Below are 22220 nucleotides of genomic sequence, written 5' to 3'. Positions count from 1 at the left end.
TTACGCCCCGTCGCTGGGCGGGCGTCCGCGCCCTTGTTTGATCGCGCGCGCCAGTCCGGCAATGTCATTGCGCAGATCGGCAATGGTTTCCTGACGTCCCGCTGACATCTCCTCTAGGATACGCAGCAGTTGCACGTCGATCGACCGCAATCGCATCCGGCTTTCGGCGTCGATCCCTTCCATGCCGCCATCGCCGATCTTCTTGATCAGCGCCTCCTGCCCCTCGGCAATGCGCAGCAGCACGTCACGGTCCCCGCCGGATTGATCGGCAGAATGGGCCATGGTTTCGACGGTGTGCACCAGTTGGGTGATCCGTTCATCCACATGCGCGCGGCTTTCCTCTGAGCGGACAAAAAGCGTCTGCATGCTGTCCATCTGTTCGGCCAGATGATCCACAAAGCTGGCCAGCATAGAGGTGTCGCCGCCACCATCCTCGCCGGTGGAGAAGCCGACACGCGTGATGGTCGACAGCCACTCTTCCAGCTCGCGGTAAAAGCGGTTTTGCCCGTGGCTGGCGAACAATTCCAGAAGCCCCACAACAAGCGATCCTGCCAGACCGAGCAAGGACGACGAAAACGCCGTTCCCATACCGCCAAGCTGGCTTTCAAGTCCCGCCTGCAGGCGCCCGAAGATGTCCGCGCCGTCTTCTCCCTCGCCGGGGTTCAGCGACCGGATCGTTTCGACCAGTGCCGGAACTGTGGTAGCAAGGCCGTAAAACGTACCCAGAAGGCCGAGAAAAATCAACGTATTGCCGATATATCGTGTGATCTCGCGATCTTCGTCAATCCGCTGGCCCACGGAATCAAGGATCGACCGGCCAGAGCTGGACGATAGCTGCATCCGCGCCCCACGTGATCGCAAAAGCGTGGCCAAAGGCGCCAACAACGACGGTGCCACGCGCCGCGCCGGATTGCCTTCATGGTCGCGTGCGAACCCTTCGATCCACTGGACCGAATTCACCAACTGGTACACCTGCCCGAAACACGACAGCACGCCCAAAACGAAGACGGCGAAAATCACGCCGTTCAGATAGATGTTGGCAAAAAAGATCGCCGCGATTTGCGCGCGGCCCAGATAAAGCCCCGCCCCCACCAAAGCCAACACGATCATCATAAAGGTGATCTGCCGGATGGGCTGTGAAAACTGCGGCTCTGCCTCTGGTTCCCCGGGGTCGGTCAGCGGATCAGTCACTGCATCACTCAACTTAGGCGTCCCTCTTATGTGGGTTCTGGTTGGCGGCTGTTATACGGGTTTTCCCTTAAAACCCAAACGGTAATCGCGCATGCCACTCTGAGCGTTACTGCGTCAGTTCCCGCACCCGCGCCACGAGCCATGTCATGTCGGCGTCACGGATCCCCATTTCGAAAAGATGCTCGGCTGTGTTGAAAAGATATTCCGTGTTCGGCCCGCGCCCGCCGCTGGCCCGCGCAATGATCTGGGCCTGCTTTTCAAGGTCGAACTGGCAATACTGCACATGATCATTGCTGATCACATAAGCCAGCGCCGCAATCTGGCTGCCGTCATCACAGGCAAGCGAGACGCGTTGTTCGTAGTAGGCCGACGACACCAGCTCTCGCTCGCGCAGTGCGGCAAGCACATCGTCACGCTCTTCCTCATGCACGCGAAAGGCCACGCCGGTGCAGAATTCATCCGCGTTTTCATCCAGCGCCAGCACCAACCCGGGATCTTCGTGCGACCCGCGATGATGGATCGACAGCATGCAAAAGCTGCGGGCATAACCATCCAGCCGTGCGCGCTGCTTTTCGGCAGGCGTAAAACCGGGGTTCCACAAAAGCGACCCGTATCCAAACACCCAAAGTGGCTGGTCGGCGGGAATAACGGATTGGTCTGGCATCTGATCTGGCCCTTCTGCTGCGGCCCCTGTAGACACGCAAAATCTGCGGAATGAAAGGGTTGCCCATGCGCCGTTTGACAATCGTTGTGATCGTGCTTGCGCTTCTTTACAGCGGCTATTGGATGATCGGCGCCATGGCCATGGAACGCGGCGTGCGACAGGCGTTTGACGATTTGCGCGCCGACGGCTGGCAGGTCACGTACGACGATCTTGGAACGCGCGGTTTCCCGTCCCGCTTTGATACGACGGTTGATGCACTGGACATGACCGCACCTGACGACAGCCTGCAATATCAGGCCCCGTTCCTGCAGGCTTTGGCGCTGAGCTACCAGCCCAACAAGCTGATCGTCGTCTTTCCGGAAAGTCAGACCTTGCGCTTGGGCGCTGATCTGCTGGCCCTTGATGCCGATGCGTTGCGGGCCAGTGCCGCGGTTAATCTCAATGCCGATCTGTCGCTGGATGCCATCACGTTTGAGGGCGATAGCGCTGCTCTCGCTTTGGGTCCGGACATCACTCTGGCCACAAACCGCGTGATCGCCGCCTTGCGCGAGGCGGGTCCGGTCGTCAATCGCTATGACGTTTACACAAACCTCGACACCATCACCCTGCCCGACGCCATGCGTGCTGCACTTGATCCAAACGGACAGCATCCCGACAGCATCGCCGACCTGACCTTGAACAGCACCGTCACGCTTGACCGTCCGCTTGACCGCCACAGCATTGCGCAGTTTGAAACCGACCCTGCGCTGATTACGGCGGTCACCGTAAAAGAGGCGCAGTTGCAGTGGGGCACCATGGCAGTTTCAGCCAATGGCGACCTGACCGTCGACCAAAGCGGAGTGCCAACCGGTGAGATAGATATCTCCGTGCAAGACTGGCGGGCCATGATTGCTGCGGCCAGCAATGCGGGCCTGATTGAACCCGGCTTTGATACCACCTTCGAAAATCTGGCCGCCGCGTTGTCAGAAGGCCGCGATACGCTTGAATTGACCCTGTCGTTTAGTGACGGGCGTATGTCGATCGGCCCTTTCCCGCTGGGTCCAGCGCCCCGGCTTCACCCCTAGGGCCCATGCCGTCGTCTAAACTGTACGTCGCTGCGGCGTTTGGGGCGCAAAATCTCAGCTTTGCCCCCAACCGCTGAACAGACCCATCATGGCCCGTCGCACCAAAGCGGTCACTGACGGGCGTTTCTGGGCCCGAAATGGCAGCGGGCGGCAGACCTCGATTGCGGCGACGCCAACCCGCGCCGTCAGCGCCCCGTTGACAACGCCTTCGCCAAAGCGGCGCGACACTTTGGACAACACGCCACCGCCCGCCACTGATCCGATCAGATCATCGCCCACCGCAACCGCGCCAGTGGCGATCAGATGAGTAAAGACCGTGCGGGTCAGACGCCAGCTGCCAATGGTGCCTGACCGTCCGCCATAGACCTCGGCCACGCGGCGGATCATGCGCAGGTTTGCCGTCAGCGCCGTGACAACATCCGCCAGCGCCAACGGCACAATCGCTGTGACGGTCGCGACCTGACGTGCTGCCGCCTCCACTTCGCGCATGGCCCGCGCATCCAGCGGGGCCAGCACGGTGTTTTCGGCAAGACCCAAAAGCCCATCCGCGTCCAGCACGTCGTCCTGCTGCTCGGCCAACCGTTCGCGGCCCCAGCGGGTATCGTCGCGTGCAGCGTAAAGCCGGTTCAGCGCCGCCACGACACGCCGCGCTTCGCCCAGATCATGCGTGGAAATCGCTGTTTCAGCGGCCTTGTGCACACTGTCCAACCGCCGCAAGCGCGCAAACGCTGCGAGTTCCCGCAATCCCATCACCAGCAAAACGCCACAAAACAGGACCAGCAGGATGAGGACGGTCATGCCAAGAACGGGGGACCGCACGATCAGCGAGGCAACGTAGTCATAAGCGGCCAGCGAAACCACAATGCCGATGATCGACAAGAGCAGCGACCAGAACCAACGCGCAAGGCTGGACGGACGGCGCGCAGCCAATGCCGCAACTTGCTGCATCGCCGCTCCGCGTGCAGCGTCTTCCGTATCCAGCACCGGCAGGGCTGCCGCGGGATCGGCCTTTGGCGCGTCATCATCCAGATCGATCAAAACCGGGCCTTTGGCCATCACGCGTCCCTTTCCCAGATCAGATGCGCATCGGGCAGCTTTTCCGCATTTGCCCTGCCGTCCGTGAAACCACCGACGACAAATCCTTCGCGCTGATAAAACGCAATCGCGCGCGTATTGGCCTGAAATGTCCACAGCGTCAGGCGATTGCGGCCAGCTTTTGCAGCCGTCAGCAAAGCACGCCCCCAGCCTTGTCCGCGCAGGGCGGGGGGCAGGTAAAGTGCAGCAACCTCATTGTCCTTGCTCGCCAGAAAGCCTAGACCGTCGCGGCAGTCGGCCACCCAGACCAGACCTGTTTCAATCAAATGACCACAAAACCACCGGTCCTCGTCAGGACTATGCAATTTGGGCATCCAGTCAGTCTCGGCCACCCAAGCGCCCAATGTGGCGGCCATGGCATCGTCATCGGCCTCTCGTGCGGGGCGGATCATAACTTGTCACCGATCAGGAACTCGGCGGCCTTGTCCAAGCGGATATGCGGCGGCCCGTCGCCGGGGCGAAGCGTCAGTGGCGCTGGCGCAAAATTCATCACCTCGTATCCGGCATCCTGCCAATCTGCGTCACCGGCCCGTGCGGGTGAAAGCAAATGCGCAGGATCACGGGGCAGCAATCCGGGGTAGAACGCAGCCTGTTTGCCTGATCCCAAAAGCCGCCCGCGCACCACATCAAGCGGCCCGTCGCGGTGATCGACGGTCTCTTCTACCGTGGTGCGTAACGCGGCAATGGACATGGCAGCTGTCTGTGCCCCTGCGAAATCCGCACGGTCACGCGCCTCGCGCAGCAAGGCTTCGGTAATTGCCGTCAGCTTGCCGTGTTGCGTGTGATGCAAATGATCTGCCTTGGTGGCCGCAAACAGAATTTTCTCCACCCGCTTGCCTTGGAAAATCCGGCTGAGAAAAGCATTCCGCCCCGGCCTGAAGGCACCAAGAATATCGGCCATTGCCTGCCTAAGATCCTCAACCGCGCGGGGGCCGGCATGGATCGCACCCAGCACATCAACCAGCACAATTTGGCGGTCGATCTTGGAAAAATGGTCACGGAAAAACGGCCGGACGACGTTGCGCTTGTAACTCTCGAAGCGGCGCGCAAATTCACGGGCAAGCGACCCTCTGGGCGATGAGCTGTCTGGCAAGGGCGCAAAGGTCAACACGGGCGATCCGGCCAGATCACCGGGCAGCAGGAACCGCCCTGGGGAACAATCGGAAAAGCCCGCCTCGCGTGCGGCCTTGAGGTGCGATGTGAAGCGGCGCGCGAGCGCAGTGGCCTGCCCTTCGTCCAGATCAGCCGCGGGGTCAATGGTGGCCAGTTCGGCCAGAAACGCATCCCCTTCGGGCCGCTCGGGCGCGCGCGCAATCGCTGCGGCAGACCACGTGGCAAAGTCCTGATCCAGCAGGCCAAGGTCCAGCAGCCATTCGCCGGGATAGTCCACGATATCAAGATGCACCGTGCGCGGGCCGGAGAAGCCGGACAAAAGCCCTGTTGGCTGCACGCGCAGAGACAAACGCAATTCGCTGATCGTATGCGTGCCATCGGGCCATCGCGGCTCGGATGCCGTGATCCGCGCCAGATGATCTTCGTAGGCAAAGCGCGGCAGCGTATCGTCGGGCTGCGGTTGCAGATAGGCCGTGCGGATGGCCCCGTTTGCCGCCGCAGAAAGCTGCGGCATCCGCCCGCGATCCATCAGGTTGGCGACAAGCGAGGTGATGAAAACCGTTTTGCCGGCCCGCGACAGGCCCGTCACACCAAGACGGATCACCGGATCGCTAAAGGGCGCTGACAAGGTTTCGCCCACCGCATCAACGCTGCGGGTAATCCGGTCGGCAATTGCGGAGATGACCAAAATCCGGCCCTTTCAATTCAATGTTCTGCCAAAGATAGGGCGCGGATGGCGTCTTGTGTAGGGATTGATTTTGCGTCGCCTTCCCCTTAGGCCGCGCGCATGCCCCGCTTTGCCCTTCAGATCGAATACGATGGTTCGCCCTTCGCAGGCTGGCAGCGGCAGGCAGATCAGCCGTCTGTGCAGGGCGCGATTGAGGCCGCCTTGGCGCGGCTGCAACCCGGTCAGCATACCATTGCCGCCGCCGGGCGCACGGATGCAGGGGTGCACGCCACCGCACAGGTTGCCCATTGCGATCTGACCCGCGACTGGGACCCGTTTCGCCTGTCCGAGGCGCTGAATTTTCATCTTAAGCCCGCGCCTGTTGCGATTGTCGGGGCAGCGCGTGTGGCAGATGATTGGCACGCGCGTTTTTCAGCACATGAACGTCGCTATCTGTTTCGCATCATCGCCCGCCGCGCACCGCTCACGTTTGAGGCGGGTCAGGCATGGCGGATCAATCATACGCTTAATCTGACGGCCATGCAGGCCGGGGCTGATCAGTTGCTTGGGGAGCACGACTTCACCACGTTCCGATCGACCATGTGTCAGGCGCAAAGCCCTGTCAAAACGCTCGATGCGCTGGACGTAACCGAGGTTCCACGGGCAAACGGCACCGAATACCAGTTTCGCGTGCGCGCACGATCATTCTTGCATAATCAGGTCCGCAGCTTTGTTGGAACGTTAGAGCGGGTGGGCGCTGGCGCATGGACACCTGATGATGTGGGCCGTGCGCTTGCGGCGCGGGATCGTGCGGCCTGCGGTCCGGTTTGCCCGCCGATGGGGCTATATCTGGCCGGTGTCGGCTATCCCGACGATCCCTTCGCGGACTAAGGCAAAAAATCACGGCGGATTGATGCGTAATACTACAACGCGTTGTTTCGTTTCGGATTGCCACAAACTATGGTGAAGGGAACCAAGGTCCAATCGTGGCGTTGTGGTTTGGGGTCTACGATAAGGGCGGGGCATGAAGAATCTAACGATAGCGGCAGCATTGGCTGCAATTTTGACGTGTCCGGTGACAGCAACAGCGCAAGAAGTCACGTTTTCTGCACCTAATGCCGATGAGGATCTGACCGATCTGCTGCGCAGCGCGTCACTGACCCTTGAAATTGATCCCGAGGAAGGTTCTGCCGCGCAGGATTACGTGGCAGCCGCGCGAGCCGATTACCGGCGCATCCTGACGGCACTTTATGCCGACGGCTATTATGGCGGCACAATCTCGATCAAGATTGACGGACGCGAGGCTGCGTCCCTTGCGCCGCTTGATGCGCCATCACGGGTTAACCGGATCACGATTGATGTGGCCACTGGTCCGCGCTTTACCTTTGGGCGCACCGACATCGCGCCACTGGCTCCTGCAACTACCCTGCCCGAAGGTTTCCGCAGCGGCGAACCGGCCCAGTCCGAGGTCATCCGCTCAAGCGTAAGCGCCGCGACAAGCGCATGGCGGGACGCGGGCTATGCCAAGGTATCGCCATCCGGTCAGCAGATCACCGCACGCCACCCCGCCGAACGCTTGGATGTGAGCGTGTCACTGGCCACTGGCCCGCGCCTGACATTTGGCCCCCTGACGGTTTCGGGCAATGAGGATGTACGCACCAACCGCATTTTGCGGATCGCAGGCCTGCCCACCGGTGAGATTTATTCGCCTGATGCAATCGCCCGCGCCGAAGACCGCCTGCGTCGCACAGGGGCATTTGCATCCGTGGCATTGGTCGAGTCCGATGATATCGGCCCGAACAACACACTTCCTGTGACTGCTCAGATCGTTGAGGCCAAGCCACGGCGCATCGGGGCTGGCATTGAACTTTCGACCGTTGACGGGCTGACGTTGTCGTCGTTCTGGCTGCATCGCAACTTTCTGGGCGGGGCCGAGCGCTTTCGTGTTGAGGGCGAGATTTCGGGCATCGGCGGGGAAACCGGCGGCACGGATTATCGCCTCTCTGCCAGCCTGCGGCGTCCGGCCGTGTGGGGCGCTGACACGGATTTCCTGAATACAATCTCGATCAGCCGACAGGACGAGCCGAACTACTTGCTCGACCAGTTTTCGCTTGAATCCACGCTGACACGGCCAGTCGGGGACAACCTCACCATCGAAGGCGGTCTTGGCATCCTTGCCGCCCGAGAGGTGACCGACACCGGCGAGCGTGATTATGTTTTGCTGACGGTTCCGCTCAGCGCGACGTATGATCTGCGCGACAATGCGACCAATCCCAAAAACGGCTACTACCTTGATCTGGACGCCACGCCATTCATCAGCATCGTCGGCGGTGACAATGGTGCGCGAGCCTACGCGGACGGACGCATTTACCGCAGCTTTGGCGAGGATGACCGCTTTACCCTTGCCGCACGGTCCCAGATTGGCACCGTTCTTGGCGCATCACTTGATACCGCCCCTGCCGATTTCCTCTACTTCTCGGGCGGCAGCAACACGGTGCGGGGTCAGCGGTTCCAATCGCTTGGCGTTGATCGCGTGATTGACGGTGAAGATGTCCGCACGGGTGGTCTTTCGTTCGTGGGCGCACAGCTTGAAGGCCGCGTGGATGTGACAGAAAGCATCGGACTGGTCGGGTTCTACGACACAGGATTTGTTGGCGACACAAGCAACCCCTTCGGTGACGGAGAGTGGCAAAGCGGTGCGGGCTTTGGCGTGCGATATAACACTGGCATCGGGCCGATCCGGCTGGATATCGCAACGCCGGCCAGTGGTGACAATGCATACGACCGCGTTGAGGTCTATATCGGGATTGGGCAAGCGTTTTGAAAAAGCTTCTTTTGGCATCAGCCCTCATGCTGGCCCCGCTGCCAGCCGCCGCGCAGGATCAGGCCGAAGAGGATAAGGGTTATCTGACCCGCCTGATCGAAGACAACCTGTCAGGTGCTGGCCGCGATGTGACCATCATCGGCTTTGAGGGCGCGCTTAGCTCAGAGGCGTCCTTGGACGTTATGACCATCTCGGACGATGAAGGCGTATGGCTTACGCTGGAGAACGTCGTATTGGACTGGAACCGGTCCGCCTTGCTGCGCGGTGCTATCGACGTTGAGGAACTTAGCGCCGAGCGTGTAATTGTTGCGCGCGTGCCGGTGTCTGAAGCTGATGACAGTGCCCCCTCGCCGGAAGCAACGCCGTTTTCCTTGCCCGAACTGCCCGTCAGCGTTGAGCTTGAAAAACTGAACATCGCGCGTATTGAACTTGGCGAAACCATTTTGGGAGAGCCTTTTGCCGCCAGTCTGACGGGATCCGCGTCATTGATCGGCGGAGAAGGCGGCGCAATTGTCGAAGCAAACCGCCTTGATGATAAGGAAGGGCGCTTCATCATTGACGCCTCATTCGAGAATGAGACATCTATGTTGGCGCTGGCACTGGAGCTGTCCGAAGGTCCAAACGGCATTATCGCACGAAGGCTGGACCTGCCGGGTCAGCCGCCATTGGCTCTTACGGTCAAAGGTGCGGGGCCGCTCAGCAGCTATGAGGCCGAAATTGCATTAGCCACCGACGGGGTTGATCGCGTGAGTGGCACTGTCACCTTGACAGAAGTTGAAGGAGAGCAGCGCTTCGCCGCCAATATCGGTGGTGACGTCACGCCGCTTCTGGTGCCGGAATATCAGGAATTTTTCGGCGATGACGTCAGCTTGATTGCCGAAGGGCGGCAGTTGGCCGATGGCCGCTTTGACCTTTCAACGTTCGAGTTGGACGGGCAAAGCATCAAGATGACAGGCAGCGCGCTAATCGGCGCGCAAGGCTGGCCGCAGCGGCTTTCGCTGAACGGCACGATCGCAGACACGGACGGTGATATCGTCCTGCTGCCACTGACCGGCCCCAAGACGTATATCGACCGCGCGACACTGGCGATTGGCTATGACGGATCGCAGTCAGATGACTGGTCAGCCGAGTTTAACATCGCGGGTTTTGACCGCCCCGGTTTGCTGATCCGTGACATCACGCTTGACGGTGGTGGTATCCTGCGCGACGGCGAAGGCGCATCGCAAGGTGAGGTGACCGCAAACTTCACCTACGCCGCCAGCGGGTTGGAACTTGATGATGCCGGCGCATCGCAAGCACTTGGCGACGAGATCTCCGGCGTGATCGAAATTGACCGGATCGAGGGTGAGCCGACCAATATCTCGCGCCTGACCCTCACCGGTCCCGGTCTTGAAATGCAGGCTGCCGCGACGATTGCGGGCGGCGGCGACGGTTTCCGCACATTTGGCAACATCGACTTGCAGGTCAACGCGCTCGGCCGCTTTTCCACGCTGGCAGGCCGCGATCTGGCGGGCGGCGGGAACGTGAACATTCAGGCAGAAGTCCTGCCGCTAGATGGCATGTTTGACGTCACCGTAACCGGCACGACTAATGATCTGGCTGTCGGGATTGAACAACTTGATCCGCTGCTGGCCGGTGAGGGCGAGATCGCCGTGGCTGCCGTGCGCGACACCCAAGGTACGCGGTTGGAGGCACTCAATATCGCCACCCCAGAGGCACAAATCACCGCAGAAGCCGATCTGACAAGTGGGGCCAGCAATGCCCGCTTTGACGTGCTTGTGCGCGAGGTCGGCCTTGTCATGCCGGAGCTTAGCGGCCCCGTGACAGTGACTGGCACGGCTGCCCGCAGTGCCGAGCTTGTGACCGATTTCGACATCCGCGCCGAGGGTCCGTCGGCCACGATCACCGCCGTGGGACAGGCCATTCCCGACACTGCCGGTCAAGCGGTCAACGCCACAGTGCAGGCGCAGATTGCTGATCTGGAAACCTTCTCAGAGCTGGCGGATCGTGATCTTGATGGCGCGATCAATGCCGAATTAACCGGCACGTTGCTGAGCGACGGTCTGCGCTTTGACATGGACCTGACCGCGCAAACAACTGATCTGGCCGTGGGGGTCGCGCAAGTTGACCAACTGTTGCAAGGCGACGGCACGCTGTCCGTCAGCCTTGCCGCGCCGCGTGACGGCGTTTACCGCGCGCAAGACCTTGCCGTGGATACACCCGCAATCCGGCTGCGGGCCGATGCGACGTATGATGCCTCAGGCCCTGCCGATGCAACGTTTGACTTCATGCTCACCGATGCAGGTCAAGTTGTGGCAAGTCTTGATGGCCCGCTCAGCCTGCGTGGCACCGCGTCGCGTGATGCCGGGGGTGACGCGACAGTTGATGTGACAGGCAATGGTCCCGGAACGGACTTTGCCGTTGATGCAGTGATCGAGGCGGTGACGAACCGGATTACCGGCACGCTTGATGCGACGGTCGCGGATTTGTCCGTCTATCGTGATCTGGCTGGTATGCCGCTTGATGGTGCTGTGACTGCGAACGTGGCTGGCACCGCCCTTCCCGACCTGAGCCGCTTTGACGGGACTGTCGATTTGTCATCCACGGATCTTGCGATTGGCAATCCGTCTGTTGATCCGCTGCTGCGCGGTGCTGGCACGCTGAATGCCACTGCGGCCCTGACCGAAGCAGGTTTGCGGGTAGAAACCGTGAACGCAGATTATCCCAATGTGACGCTTAGCGGATCACTTGAAGGCGCATCAGGCGCTGGCGAAGGCCAGTTTGATGCCCGCCTGCGCGACATTGGTCTCATTGCCGACGGGATCAGCGGCCCCGCGACAGCCACGGGCACGGCGCGGCTGGATGCGCAAGGTGTCTGGGCCATCGATGCAGAGGCCACCGCCCCCGGTGCATCCGCCGACATTGATGCCAGCATTGCCGCCGACACATACGAAATCAGCGGCACTGCAGAGGTGTTCGTGAACGACCTGCGCCCCTATCGGACCATATCCGGCCTGCCACTGTCGGGCGGCGTGACCGCCAACATCAGCGGCGCGGCCCTTCCCGATCTGACCCGTGCCACTGCGGATATTAACGTCACCACCCGCGATCTTGCGATTGGCAACGCGACCGTCGATCCGCTGCTGCGCGGTCTGGGGCGTCTGGATGCAAGCGTATCGCAAACCACAGAAGGGCTGCGTATTCGCGACTTTAGCGCCACGACGCCCAACGTCTCTCTCAGCGGATCGCTTGACGGTCGCGCGGGTGAAGGCAGCGGACAATTCAATGCGCGCCTGCGTGATGTTGGCCTCTTTACTGACCAGCTAAGCGGGCCGGTCACCGCCTCTGGCACCGCCAGCCGTAATGCCAGCGGAAACTGGGGGATCGATGTGGATGGAACCGGTCCTGGTGGCATCACCGTGCGCGCGGACGGCACTTATAACGAAAGCGGCACGCTGAATATGGACGTGGACGGTCAGGTCCCGCTTGGCCTGGCCAATGCAGCCCTTGCGCCGCGCAGACTTGATGGAACCGCGACATTCGATCTGGCGGTCAATGGCCCGCCCGCGCTGTCGTCGGTATCCGGGCAGGTCAATCTGAACGGCGCGCGTCTGACGGCGCCTACCCTTGATGTGGCGCTGACAAATATCAACGGCGGCGTGAGTTTGAACGGTGATGCCGCTCAGGTGGATATCACAGGACAAGTCAGCAGCGGTGGCACTGTATCGGTGAGCGGGCCTGTCGGGCTTGCTGGTGGAAATACGGCCGATCTTGCTGTCCGGTTGAACAATGTCGGCCTGCGCGACCCCGAGCTTTATGAGACGACTGTGGATGGGCAAATCACCGTGCGCGGACCATTGGCTGGCGGCGCGCAGATTGCTGGCACACTGAACCTTGGGCCAACGGAAATTCAGGTGCCGTCTTCCGGCGTTGGCGGGCTGGGCACATTGCCAAATGTTACGCATGTCGGCGCACCTTTGTCCGTGCGTCGCACGCTTGATCGCGCCGGGGTCAATGACGATGCCACAACCAGCGCATCCACGGGCGGCGGCGGCGGCGGTTATCCGATTGATCTGGTGATCAACGCGCCGTCACGCGTGTTTGTCCGTGGTCGTGGTCTGGATGCCGAATTGGGCGGGCAACTGACACTGGGTGGCACCACATCAAACATCGTGCCGATCGGGCAGTTTGAACTGATTCGCGGGCGCATCGATATCCTGCAACAACGCTTTGACTTGACCGAGGGACGCGCATCGCTGCAAGGCGACTTTGTACCCTACATCCGGCTGGTCGCGTCTACGCAATCGGCCACTGGCACAGTCATCAACATCATCGTCGAAGGCCCGGCCACCGAGCCTGAGGTAACCTTCGAGTCCAGCCCCGACTTGCCACAGGACGAGGTGCTGGCGCAGCTGATCTTTGGCCGCGATCTGGCGGACATTAGCCCGTTGCAGGCTGTCCAACTGGCCGCAGCAGTCGGCACTCTGGCGGGGCGCGGCGGCGGCGGTTTGATCGATACATTCCGTCAGGACATCGGGCTTGATGACTTTGACATCACAACCGACGAGGAAGGCAATGCCGCCGTGCGCGCGGGCGCGTATCTGTCCGAGAACGTCTATACCGACGTCACTATCGCGTCGGACGGTTCAACCGAGGTGAATATCAATCTGGATATCACCGACGACGTGACCGCCAAAGGCACTTTCAGCGACGACGGTGAAACCAGCATCGGCATCTTTTACGAGCGGGATTACTGACGAAAAGCACCGTCTTTTCGTCAGCGTGCGCAAGGTCACATCGCTCGCGATGTGACAGCGGCACCGATCAGCTACCGGAGATCACCGACACCTCCACTCAAGCCGTCTTCTGCACATCCATCGGCGCATGATACGGACAGGCCACGAAATGCCCCTGCCCCAAATCCTGCATCGCGGGCCTGTCGCCCGCGCAATCGGGCTGTGCCTTGGGACAGCGCGTGCGGAACACACACCCCGATGGCGGTGCAAGCGGTGAGGGCAATTCCCCTTCCAGAATAGGACGGACGCGCGCGCGTTCCAGCACCGGATCGGGGATTGGCACAGACGCGATCAGCGCCTGACTGTAGGGGTGTTCGGGAAGCGTTGTCAGCGTGCCAGCGTCGGCCATCTCCATCTGGCGGCCAAGATACATCACGATGATCCGGTCGCTGATGTGTTTCACCACGGACAGGTCGTGCGCGATGAAGATCATCGAGAGTCCCATGTCGCGCTGCAATTCCATCAGCAGGTTCACCACCTGCGCCTGCACCGACACATCAAGGGCCGATACAGGTTCGTCGCAGATAACCAGCTTGGGTTTCAGGATCAACGCGCGGGCGATGCCGATGCGCTGGCACTGTCCGCCGGAGAATTCGTGCGGGTAGCGGTTGATCAGGTTGGGCAGCAGGCCCACCCGTTCCATCAGTTCGCGCACGCGGGCTTTCACCTCGCTGCGGGGCGTCTGCGGCTCGTGGGTGATCAGCGGCTCTGCGATTATCTCGCCCACGGTCATGCGGGGGTTTAGCGCGGCAAGCGGGTCTTGAAAGATCATTTGCACATCGCGGCGGTGCACGCGCCGCTGCCGTGTGTCCATCGCGGCCAGATCGGCTCCTTCGAACATGATGTTGCCGCCCGATGTGGGAACGGTGCCGACGATGGCGCGGGCCAGCGTGGATTTGCCCGACCCACTTTCGCCCACTACACCCAGACATTCGCCGGGCTTCAGGTCGAACGACATCTCGGACACTGCGTGCAGCTTTTGCGGCGCGGTCCACGGCCATGCGCCTTGTTTGCGCACGTCGAAAGTGACGGACAGGTCTTTGACGGACAAAATGGCATCAGTCATTACGCGACCTCCGATGCAGGCAGATGGCAGGCGCGGCGGCGTGCGCCGGCGTCAAAGGTTTCCAAAGCGGGGCGCTGCGTGACGCAGTGGTCCATGACTTGCGCGCAGCGCGGCGAGAACGGGCAACCGCTGGGCAGACGCGACATATCGGGCGGTTCACCCGCGATGGTGGCAAGCGCACCATCGTCGCGATCCAATCGCGGCACAGCCTTTAGCAAGCCCGAGGTATAGGGATGGGACGGATCGGCAAAAAGCGCATCTGTCGGCGCTTCTTCCATCACCTGCCCGCCGTACATCACAAGCGTGCGGTCACAAAAACCTGCGACAACCCCGAGATCGTGCGTAATCAGGATCACGGCAGTGCCGAATTCATCACGGATCTCGCCGAAAAGTTCCATGATCTGCGCTTGCACGGTTACGTCCAAAGCGGTTGTCGGCTCGTCCGCGATCAACAGACGTGGTTGGCACAACAGCGACATAGCAATCATGATACGTTGCCGCATACCGCCCGAAAATTCGTGCGGATACATCGTGATCCGGTTGCGGGCGTCGGGGATTTTCACTGCGTCGAGCATTTGCGCCGCTTCTTTCACGGCGGCTGATTTGCCCAGCCCTTTGTGCAGTTGCAACACTTCGGCCATCTGGTCCGAAATGCGCATGTAGGGGTTCAGTGACGTCATCGGATCCTGAAAGATCATCGCGATGTCCTGACTGCGAATCTTGTTCAGCGCGCCCTGCTTCATGGTCAGCAGGTCCTTGCCATCGAACATCGCACGCCCCGTGGACCGCCCGTTTTTGGCCAGCAGACCCATCATGGCAAAGGCGGTCTGGGATTTGCCCGACCCGCTTTCGCCCACAATGGCCAGCGTTTCGCCCGCATCCACGTCAAAGCCCACGCCGTTGACCGCGTTCACATCGCCGTCGGGGGTGGAAAAGGTGACGGTCAGGTCCTCAATGCTTAGCAATGCCATATCAGCGGTCCTTGGGGTCAAACGCGTCACGCAGGCCATCGCCTACAAAGAAGAACGCAAAGATGGTCAGCACAAAGAAAAGTAGCGGAAAGAACAGCTGCCACAAGACGCCGTAGGACATGTTCGCCGCCCCCTCCGAAATCAGCGCACCCAGCGACGTGTTGGGTTCCTGCACGCCAAGCCCCAGAAAGCTGATAAAGCTTTCGTAGATGATCAGCGTCGGCACCAGCAGCGTGGCGTAGACGATCACGATACCAAGCAGGTTGGGGATGATGTGGCGCAGCACGATCCGCATTGGCGAGACGCCGATGGCATGGGCCACTTCAACGAATTCCTTATTCTTGATCGTCAGTGTCTGGCCCCGCGCGATCCGCGCCATATCCAGCCAAGAAATCAGGCCGATGCCCAAAAACAGCATGAAGATCGAACGGCCAAATATCACCAGCATCAGGATCAGAACGAACATGAACGGAATCGACATCAGCACGTCCACGATCCGCATCATAATGTTGTCGATGCGTCCGCCGTAGTAGCCAGCCGTGGCACCATAAAGCGTGCCGACAACCACCGCGACAAGCGATCCAACGATGCCGACCATCAGCGAGATGCCAGTGCCCTGCACCACTCGCGCGAAAAGGTCGCGACCAGAGCTGTCGGTGCCGAAATAGTGCCCCGTCTCAATCGACGGCACGCCCTTATAGGCATTGGCGCCCATCAACGAGAAGTTCACAAAATCGCGTTCGTGCTGCGCGATGAATTGACCGAACAGGGCAAATGCCCCGATCAGGGCCAGCACCACCAGCGACACGACCGCTGCCTTGTTACGCATAAAGCGGGTGCGGGCGTCAGCCCAGAGCGACCTGCCCTGCACTTCGGCCAGATGGATGCTGTCGCCGACGCTTTCGATTGCGGATGTATCAGGTAACATGACGTCCCCCTAAAGCCGGATTTTCGGGTCGATCCACGCGTAGAGGATATCGACCAGAAGGTTGAACAGGATCGTCAGCGCGCCCACCAGAATGGTGATGCCCATGATGACCGAATAATCGCGGCTGAACGCAGAGTTCACAAAGAACTGGCCGATACCGCCGGTGGAAAAGAAGATGTCGATGACCACAGAGCCGGTGATCATGAACACGAATGTTGGCCCCAGATAGGACAGGACCGGCAGGATCGTCGGCTTGAACGCATGGGTCCAGATGATCCGGCGCATCGGCAGGCCCTTGGCCCGTGCGGTGCGGATGAAATTGGCGTTCAGTGTCTCCAGCATGGAAGAGCGCGTGATGCGTGCAATCGACGCCATGTAGGATGTGGAAAGTGCGATCACCGGCATGATCAGGTTCTGCCACGCGCCGCCGTTCCAGCCACCGCCGGGCAACCAGCCCAGCCACAGCGTAAAGACCAGCACCAAAATGGGAGCCATCACAAAGTTCGGTAGCACCTGCGCGCCAACGGTAAAGCCAACGGCCAGATAATCGAGCCATGTGTTCTGCTTGAGCGCGGCGGCGATGCCCAGCGACACGCCGACGATTGCGGCCAGCGCGAAGGACCAAAAGCCATATGTCAGCGTGACAGGAAAGCCTTGGGCGATCACATCGTTTACCGATTGGCTTTTATATTGAAAGGACGGTCCGAAATCGAACGACGTCACAACGCCCGACACATAGTTGACGATCTGCTTCCAGAACGGCTGATCCAGCCCGTATTTCGCCTCGATATTGGCGAGGACTTCGGGCGGCAGCGGGCGTTCGGAGTTAAACGGACCACCGGGGGCCGCATACATCAGGACGAACGACAGGATCACGAGGATCAACAGCGTCGGGATCGCGACGGCAAGGCGTCGGACGATAAAGCTAATCATGTGCAAAGGGTCCACGCATGAGGGGGCGGATATAAACAGGTGCGGCCCCGGACATGATCCGGGGCCGCGTTGGTTTCAAACCAAAAGGTTACTCGGCGATCTTGAACAGATCTTTGGAGTAGATGTTTTGCTGGAAGTTGTTGTAGGGCCAGCCCTCAAGGTCTTCCGCAATCATATCCACAGCCGCGTAGTGGTAGATTGGAATGATCGGCATCTCTTCTGCGATGATCTGCTCGACTTCCGTGTAAGCGGCTTGCGGGTTGTCGGATGTTTTGGCTTCGGCCAGCAGTTCGTCAACACGCTCGTTCATATACTTGGCGTCGTTATAGCCCGAATCCGACTGCATCAGATCAAGGAATGTGGACGCTTCGTTGTAGTCGGCGCACCAGCCGGCACGGGCAATTTCGTAGTCCTGATTGCCACGTGTCTCGAGGAATGTCTGCCATTCCTGGTTGCCGAGTTCCGTTTCCACACCCAGCGTCTGCTTCCACATCTGGCTGATCGCAATGGCGACAGATTTGTGGGATTCGGACGTGTTGTAGATCAGGTCAATGGACAGCGGGTTATCCGCGCCGTAACCGGCAGCCGCCATCAGTTCGACAGCTTGGGCGTTCCGCTCTTCCTGCGTCATGTTCGCATAGCCGATGTCAGGTGTTTCAAACCCGGCAGTGGACCAGTGCGTGAACGTATAGGCAGGCTTTTGACCACCGGCCAGAACGGCCTCTGCGATCACATCGCGGTCAATGGCCATGGACAAGGCCTGACGCACGTTCTGGTCTTGCAGCGCGGGGTTGCCTGTCTCTGTCATGTTGATGGTGTAGTAATATGAACATGCCTCTGGCACGGACACGGCCTGCTCTGGATACTCAGCGGACAGACGCGGGAACTGGCCTGCTGGAACTTGGGTCTTGTCCAGCTCGCCCGCCAGATAACGTGTCAGGGCGGTGTTTTCATCGGTGATAACCAGTGCGGTCACTTCTTCGATGATGGTGTTTTCGTTGTCCCAGTAGTTTTCGTTGCGCACGCGCACGAGGCGTTCTTGCGGCACATGCTCGGACAGGACGTAGGCACCGTTGGACACGATGTTTTCAGGGCGTGTCCATTCGGACCCGTGCTCTTCCACGGTGGCCTGATGGACCGGGAACGTGGTGCCGTGCACAACCATCTGCGCGAAATACGGCAGCGGCTGGGACAAGCGCACCTCGAGTGTAGTGTCGTCGATGGCTGTCACGCCCAGTTCCTCGGTGGGCATGTCACCGGCGATCACGGCAGCGCCGTTTTCAATCGACATCAGTTCCATGTACCAGCTGTATGGCGATGCCAGCTCTGGCGATGACGCGCGGCGCCACGCATAGACGAAATCGCCTGCGGTCACGGGATCGCCGTTGGACCACATGGCGTTGTCGCGCAGGTTAAATGTGTAGGTCATGCCATCGTCAGACACGGTGAAATCAGTCGCAACGCCGGGCACAAGGTTGCCGTCGGCATCCTGGTTCATCAGACCTTCAAACAGGTCACGCACGATCTTGGAGCCGTCAACGTCTTCGACAAGACCGGGGTCAAATGAGGGGCTTTCGTCGCCGACGCGGTAAACAAAAGTCTGCTCGGAGGCCAAGGCTTCACCGGTTTCGGGGTGTGTCGCGTGGCCGTCAGCGTATGCGGCACCGGCTGTCAGCAGCATGATCGCTGTGGTCGCCTTGAGGGTTGTTGTCATTTTCATGTGTTATTCTCCCATCGTTTGACCGCATTGATGCAGTCGGTTCTGTTGGATGTCGTCACACGTCTAGCGCGTGTTGATGCACTATCCTTTTGCGATGCGGGTCAAATGGCAAGGTGAATCTTGGGGTGACCCGACGGCATTTGGCCAAACGCACCAAAGCAATCAAAGCGACTGCAATCTATGACATAATGTTACGCCTGATGCTGTCAGATTGTTCCAAATTGAGACATGGCTCGCCCTGCGTCGCCCACCTCAACGCAAAAAGGGGCACCCATTGGCACCCCTTTCCATATCTTTAGGCGAAATAACCGTCAGTCCTGACGGTTCATCCGGTTCGCGATCAGATCGTCCACCACCGACGGATCAGCCAGCGTCGATGTATCGCCCAGCGCACCAAAATCATCCTCGGCGATCTTGCGCAGGATACGGCGCATGATCTTGCCGGAACGTGTTTTCGGCAGGCCGGGTGCCCATTGGATCAGGTCGGGTTTGGCAATCGGACCGATCTCGGAGCGGACCCAGACCTCAAGCTCTTTGCGCAACTCCTCTGACGGCTCGTCACCACCCATCAAGGACACATAGGCGTAGATGCCCTGCCCCTTGATGTCGTGCGGGTAACCGACAACAGCGGCCTCGGCCACCTTGGGGTGCGCAACAAGCGCGCTTTCCACCTCGGCGGTGCCCATGCGGTGGCCTGACACGTTGATCACGTCATCGACGCGACCCGTAATCCAGTAATAGCCGTCCTCATCCCGACGACAGCCGTCACCGGTGAAATAGTAGTTTTTGTAGTCCGCGAAATAGGTTTTCTCGAACCGTTCGTGATCACCCCAAACCGTCCGCATTTGCGCGGGCCAGCTGGACTTGATGCACAAGACACCCTCGGCGGCGGTATCGTGGATTTCCTCGCCCGATGTGGGTTCAAGGATAACCGGCTCAATTCCGAAAAAGGGCGTTGTGGCAGAGCCGGGTTTCAGTGTTGTCGCACCGGGCAGCGGTGTCAGCAAATGACCACCGGTTTCGGTCTGCCACCACGTATCGACGATGGGCACGTTCCCCTTTCCGACGATGTTGTGATACCAGTTCCACGCCTCGGGATTGATCGGCTCACCCACGGTGCCCAGCACCTTGAGCGACGACAGATCGTATTTGTTCACATGATCGTCGCCTTTGGCCATCAGCGCACGGATCGCGGTGGGCGCAGTGTAGAACTGGTTGACCTTATGCTCTTCGCAAACCTGCCAGAAGCGACCCGCGTCAGGATACGTTGGCACGCCTTCAAACATCAGCGTGGTGGCACCGTTGGCCAGCGGCCCGTAAACAATATAGCTGTGGCCCGTGACCCAACCCACGTCAGCAGTACACCAGAAGATGTCACCGTCGTGGTAGTCGAAGGTATATTGGTGCGTCATGGACGCATAGACGATGTAGCCACCTGTTGAGTGGACCACACCCTTGGGCTGGCCAGTGGAGCCGGACGTATACAAAATGAACAGCGGATCTTCGGCGTTCATTTCCTCTGGCGGGCAGTCGTTTGCAACCGTCTGCTCGGCCTCATGGAGCCAGACATCGCGCCCGTCTTCCATCGTGATATCGCCGCCAGTGCGCTTGACGACCAGCATCTTGGTATCAACTGTAATCTTGTCGAACGCCTTGTCAGCATTGACCTTCAGCGGCGTATTGCGACCACCGCGCGGGGCTTCGTCTGCGGTGATGACGACCTTGGCCTCGGACCCGTTTACACGGGCGGCCAGCGCATCGGGCGAGAAGCCCGCGAAAACGATGGAATGAATCGCGCCGATCCGCGCACAGGCCAGCATCGCATAAGCGGCCTGCGGGATCATCGGCATATAGATGACAACGCGGTCGCCCTTGCTGACACCCATATCCTTGAGAACATTGGCGAACTTGCACACATGCGCATGCAGCTGCTGGTAGGTGATGTGCTGCGCCTCGTCGGTGGGGCTGTCGGGTTCCCAGATGATCGCGGTCTGCGTGCCGCGCTCTTTTAGGTGGCGGTCGATGCAGTTGGCGGCGACATTCAGCGTGCCATCCTCGAACCATTTGATATCGACGTTGCCGGGCGCAAAGGACGCGTTGCGCACCTTTGTAAACGGCTTCATCCAGTCAACGCGCTTACCATGCTCGGCCCAGAACGCATCCGGATCGTTGATCGACGCGGCGTACATCTCGTCATACTTGGCTTTGTCCGCATGCGCATTGGCTGCAAACGCATCTGATGGCGCATAGGTTTTCGCTTGGTCCGACATGAATGATCCTCCCCGATCTTATGGTGGGGCCATCATGGGCAGAAATGTTCATTTGCCAAGTCCGGCGCCACTGCCGCGCATCGGTTTTTGTAAAGTTCGAGAAATCACACCGCGCAGGATGTCAATTTGTTTACGGACCACTAGGCCTTCACATAGCCACCGGAAAGCGAAACAAGGGACAGATGAAAGCCATTATCGTTCTCGGTGCCGCTGTCTGGGTAGAGGGGCCATCCCCAACACTGCTGCGCCGCAGTGTGCATGCGGCCTCCGTCTGGCACGGGGGCGGACATGACCTCATAGTGGCATGTGGTGGTCTGGGTCGGTTCCCGCCGTCCGAGGCGGCGGCGATCATGACCATCCTGAGGGCCAACGACGTGCCGCCCACCAAAATCCTGCAAGAGGACCAATCCACCACCACGCTGGAGAACCTGATCTTTGCGCGGCAGATTTTGCGCTCATATGACTGCGCGGAAATCACCATCGTCACAGATGGCTACCACGGTCCAAGGGCCAAACTGGTGGCCCGCACGCTTGGGCTGCGGGCTTCTGTATCGTCACCGGGTCTGAAGGGCAGTCATCTGCCCACGCAGGCCCGGCAATATGTGCGCGAAACCTTTGCTTACCCCGCCTACGCTGCACGATTGGCAGCACGGCGGATCAAAGGACCGCTGGATTAGAAGTAAATTCCAAGCGCGCGGCGTGTCGCATCGGCGCGTGTCAGACCTTGGGCTGCCAGTTCGGCGTCGCTCATCGCGTTGATTTTCTCAACTGCGATAAAACGTGGGTGACGCTCGGCTGCGCGCGTGAACATGTCGCCCAGAGCGCGGAAAGGTGTTGCCAGCAGTTCGAGCAGAATTTCGCCGTTGCTGATGATGTGTGAGTTTGGAAGCGAAGCCATTGAAAAACCTCATGGGATTG

Annotated in this window: 17 protein-coding genes; 5 read left to right on the top strand and 12 right to left on the bottom strand. The window is 60.0% G+C overall.

Annotation, left to right across the window (positions count from 1 at the left end; genetic code table 11):
- Both V8J84_RS06380 and V8J84_RS06375 read right to left on the bottom strand, forming a co-directional pair.
- A complete protein-coding gene (locus V8J84_RS06380) occupies positions 1 to 1113 on the bottom strand; it encodes a biopolymer transporter ExbB (protein ID WP_339930681.1) in 1113 nt (370 codons plus the stop codon).
- Positions 1114 to 1297: 184 nt separating this feature from the next.
- The gene (locus V8J84_RS06375) at positions 1298 to 1855 is read right to left on the bottom strand and encodes a gamma-glutamylcyclotransferase (protein WP_339929233.1); all 558 of its coding nucleotides are present in this window, start codon (positions 1853 to 1855) and stop codon (positions 1298 to 1300) included.
- A 65-nt stretch (positions 1856 to 1920) separates the two neighbouring features.
- On the opposite strand from V8J84_RS06375, the gene V8J84_RS06370 reads away from it, so the two are divergent.
- Entirely contained in the window at positions 1921 to 2919 is a 999-nt protein-coding gene (locus V8J84_RS06370; RefSeq protein ID WP_339929231.1) for a DUF2125 domain-containing protein, read from the top strand.
- Between the two features lie 54 nt (positions 2920 to 2973).
- On the opposite strand, the gene V8J84_RS06365 is transcribed toward V8J84_RS06370, so the two are convergent.
- The 3 genes from V8J84_RS06365 to V8J84_RS06355 are packed head-to-tail and all read right to left on the bottom strand — an operon-like array spanning position 2974 to position 5815.
- Entirely contained in the window at positions 2974 to 3975 is a 1002-nt protein-coding gene (locus tag V8J84_RS06365; protein WP_339929229.1) for a YcjF family protein, read from the bottom strand.
- Entirely contained in the window at positions 3975 to 4406 is a 432-nt protein-coding gene (locus V8J84_RS06360; RefSeq protein WP_339929227.1) for a GNAT family N-acetyltransferase, read from the bottom strand. Before V8J84_RS06360 ends, V8J84_RS06365 begins: the two co-directional genes overlap by 1 nt.
- Positions 4403 to 5815, bottom strand: a complete 1413-nt coding sequence (locus V8J84_RS06355; RefSeq protein ID WP_339929225.1) for a YcjX family protein — start codon at positions 5813 to 5815, stop codon at positions 4403 to 4405. The genes V8J84_RS06360 and V8J84_RS06355 overlap by 4 nt, the downstream gene beginning before the upstream one ends.
- Positions 5816 to 5914: 99 nt before the next feature.
- Between V8J84_RS06355 and truA the strand changes: the two genes are divergently transcribed.
- The 3 genes from truA (at position 5915) to V8J84_RS06340 (ending at position 13375) form a co-directional block, all read left to right on the top strand.
- Entirely contained in the window at positions 5915 to 6685 is a 771-nt protein-coding gene (gene truA, locus V8J84_RS06350; protein WP_339929223.1) for a tRNA pseudouridine(38-40) synthase TruA, read from the top strand.
- A 133-nt stretch (positions 6686 to 6818) separates the two neighbouring features.
- Complete coding sequence (locus V8J84_RS06345; RefSeq protein ID WP_339929221.1) at positions 6819 to 8618, top strand: autotransporter assembly complex protein TamA; 1800 nt, start codon at positions 6819 to 6821, stop codon at positions 8616 to 8618.
- Between the two features lie 26 nt (positions 8619 to 8644).
- Positions 8645 to 13375, top strand: coding sequence for a translocation/assembly module TamB domain-containing protein (locus V8J84_RS06340; RefSeq protein WP_339929219.1), 4731 nt, complete (start codon positions 8645 to 8647; stop codon positions 13373 to 13375).
- Positions 13376 to 13472: 97 nt separating this feature from the next.
- Here V8J84_RS06340 and V8J84_RS06335 read toward each other — a convergent pair whose 3' ends face one another.
- The 6 genes from V8J84_RS06335 to acs all read right to left on the bottom strand — a co-directional run bounded on the left by V8J84_RS06335 (position 13473) and on the right by acs (position 21302).
- The gene (locus V8J84_RS06335; RefSeq protein WP_339929217.1) at positions 13473 to 14480 is read right to left on the bottom strand and encodes an oligopeptide/dipeptide ABC transporter ATP-binding protein; all 1008 of its coding nucleotides are present in this window, start codon (positions 14478 to 14480) and stop codon (positions 13473 to 13475) included.
- Positions 14480 to 15451 (bottom strand): oligopeptide/dipeptide ABC transporter ATP-binding protein, encoded by a 972-nt coding sequence (locus V8J84_RS06330; RefSeq protein ID WP_339929215.1) that lies wholly within the window; start codon positions 15449 to 15451, stop codon positions 14480 to 14482. The genes V8J84_RS06335 and V8J84_RS06330 overlap by 1 nt, the downstream gene beginning before the upstream one ends.
- Before the next feature lies 1 nt (position 15452).
- A complete protein-coding gene (locus tag V8J84_RS06325) occupies positions 15453 to 16379 on the bottom strand; it encodes an ABC transporter permease subunit (protein ID WP_339929213.1) in 927 nt (308 codons plus the stop codon).
- Between the two features lie 9 nt (positions 16380 to 16388).
- The gene (gene oppB, locus V8J84_RS06320) at positions 16389 to 17312 is read right to left on the bottom strand and encodes an oligopeptide ABC transporter permease OppB (protein ID WP_339929211.1); all 924 of its coding nucleotides are present in this window, start codon (positions 17310 to 17312) and stop codon (positions 16389 to 16391) included.
- Positions 17313 to 17400: 88 nt separating this feature from the next.
- Positions 17401 to 19032, bottom strand: a complete 1632-nt coding sequence (locus V8J84_RS06315; RefSeq protein WP_339929209.1) for a peptide ABC transporter substrate-binding protein — start codon at positions 19030 to 19032, stop codon at positions 17401 to 17403.
- 311 nt (positions 19033 to 19343) lie between these two features.
- Positions 19344 to 21302: an acetate--CoA ligase gene (acs, locus tag V8J84_RS06310; RefSeq protein WP_339929207.1), complete on the bottom strand. Its 1959-nt coding sequence runs from the start codon at positions 21300 to 21302 to the stop codon at positions 19344 to 19346.
- A 182-nt stretch (positions 21303 to 21484) separates the two neighbouring features.
- Here acs and V8J84_RS06305 point away from each other — a divergent pair, with 182 nt between their 5' ends.
- Positions 21485 to 21979: a YdcF family protein gene (locus V8J84_RS06305; RefSeq protein ID WP_339929205.1), complete on the top strand. Its 495-nt coding sequence runs from the start codon at positions 21485 to 21487 to the stop codon at positions 21977 to 21979.
- Here the strand turns inward: V8J84_RS06305 and V8J84_RS06300 are convergent.
- Positions 21976 to 22200: a DUF1127 domain-containing protein gene (locus tag V8J84_RS06300; RefSeq protein ID WP_339929203.1), complete on the bottom strand. Its 225-nt coding sequence runs from the start codon at positions 22198 to 22200 to the stop codon at positions 21976 to 21978. The genes V8J84_RS06305 and V8J84_RS06300 overlap by 4 nt on opposite strands.
- Positions 22201 to 22220: the final 20 nt, after the last annotated feature.

This window comes from Yoonia sp. 208BN28-4, from assembly GCF_037543925.1.
Lineage (GTDB): Bacteria > Pseudomonadota > Alphaproteobacteria > Rhodobacterales > Rhodobacteraceae > Yoonia.
This window is presented reverse-complemented; position numbering and strand designations above follow the sequence as displayed.

What these genes read in the sequence shown, in the direction of transcription:
- V8J84_RS06380 (WP_339930681.1), bottom strand. Translation starts at nt 1,113, where the DNA reads ATGATGATCGTGTTGGCTTTGGTGGGGGCGGGGCTTTATCTGGGCCGC.
- V8J84_RS06305 (WP_339929205.1), top strand. Translation starts at nt 21,485, where the DNA reads ATGAAAGCCATTATCGTTCTCGGTGCCGCTGTCTGGGTAGAGGGGCCA.
- acs (WP_339929207.1), bottom strand. Translation starts at nt 21,302, where the DNA reads ATGTCGGACCAAGCGAAAACCTATGCGCCATCAGATGCGTTTGCAGCC.
- V8J84_RS06365 (WP_339929229.1), bottom strand. Translation starts at nt 3,975, where the DNA reads ATGGCCAAAGGCCCGGTTTTGATCGATCTGGATGATGACGCGCCAAAG.
- V8J84_RS06335 (WP_339929217.1), bottom strand. Translation starts at nt 14,480, where the DNA reads ATGACTGATGCCATTTTGTCCGTCAAAGACCTGTCCGTCACTTTCGAC.
- truA (WP_339929223.1), top strand. Translation starts at nt 5,915, where the DNA reads ATGCCCCGCTTTGCCCTTCAGATCGAATACGATGGTTCGCCCTTCGCA.
- V8J84_RS06300 (WP_339929203.1), bottom strand. Translation starts at nt 22,200, where the DNA reads ATGGCTTCGCTTCCAAACTCACACATCATCAGCAACGGCGAAATTCTG.
- V8J84_RS06375 (WP_339929233.1), bottom strand. Translation starts at nt 1,855, where the DNA reads ATGCCAGACCAATCCGTTATTCCCGCCGACCAGCCACTTTGGGTGTTT.
- V8J84_RS06325 (WP_339929213.1), bottom strand. Translation starts at nt 16,379, where the DNA reads ATGTTACCTGATACATCCGCAATCGAAAGCGTCGGCGACAGCATCCAT.
- V8J84_RS06370 (WP_339929231.1), top strand. Translation starts at nt 1,921, where the DNA reads ATGCGCCGTTTGACAATCGTTGTGATCGTGCTTGCGCTTCTTTACAGC.
- oppB (WP_339929211.1), bottom strand. Translation starts at nt 17,312, where the DNA reads ATGATTAGCTTTATCGTCCGACGCCTTGCCGTCGCGATCCCGACGCTG.
- V8J84_RS06340 (WP_339929219.1), top strand. Translation starts at nt 8,645, where the DNA reads ATGCTGGCCCCGCTGCCAGCCGCCGCGCAGGATCAGGCCGAAGAGGAT.
- V8J84_RS06360 (WP_339929227.1), bottom strand. Translation starts at nt 4,406, where the DNA reads ATGATCCGCCCCGCACGAGAGGCCGATGACGATGCCATGGCCGCCACA.
- V8J84_RS06330 (WP_339929215.1), bottom strand. Translation starts at nt 15,451, where the DNA reads ATGGCATTGCTAAGCATTGAGGACCTGACCGTCACCTTTTCCACCCCC.
- V8J84_RS06315 (WP_339929209.1), bottom strand. Translation starts at nt 19,032, where the DNA reads ATGAAAATGACAACAACCCTCAAGGCGACCACAGCGATCATGCTGCTG.
- V8J84_RS06345 (WP_339929221.1), top strand. Translation starts at nt 6,819, where the DNA reads ATGAAGAATCTAACGATAGCGGCAGCATTGGCTGCAATTTTGACGTGT.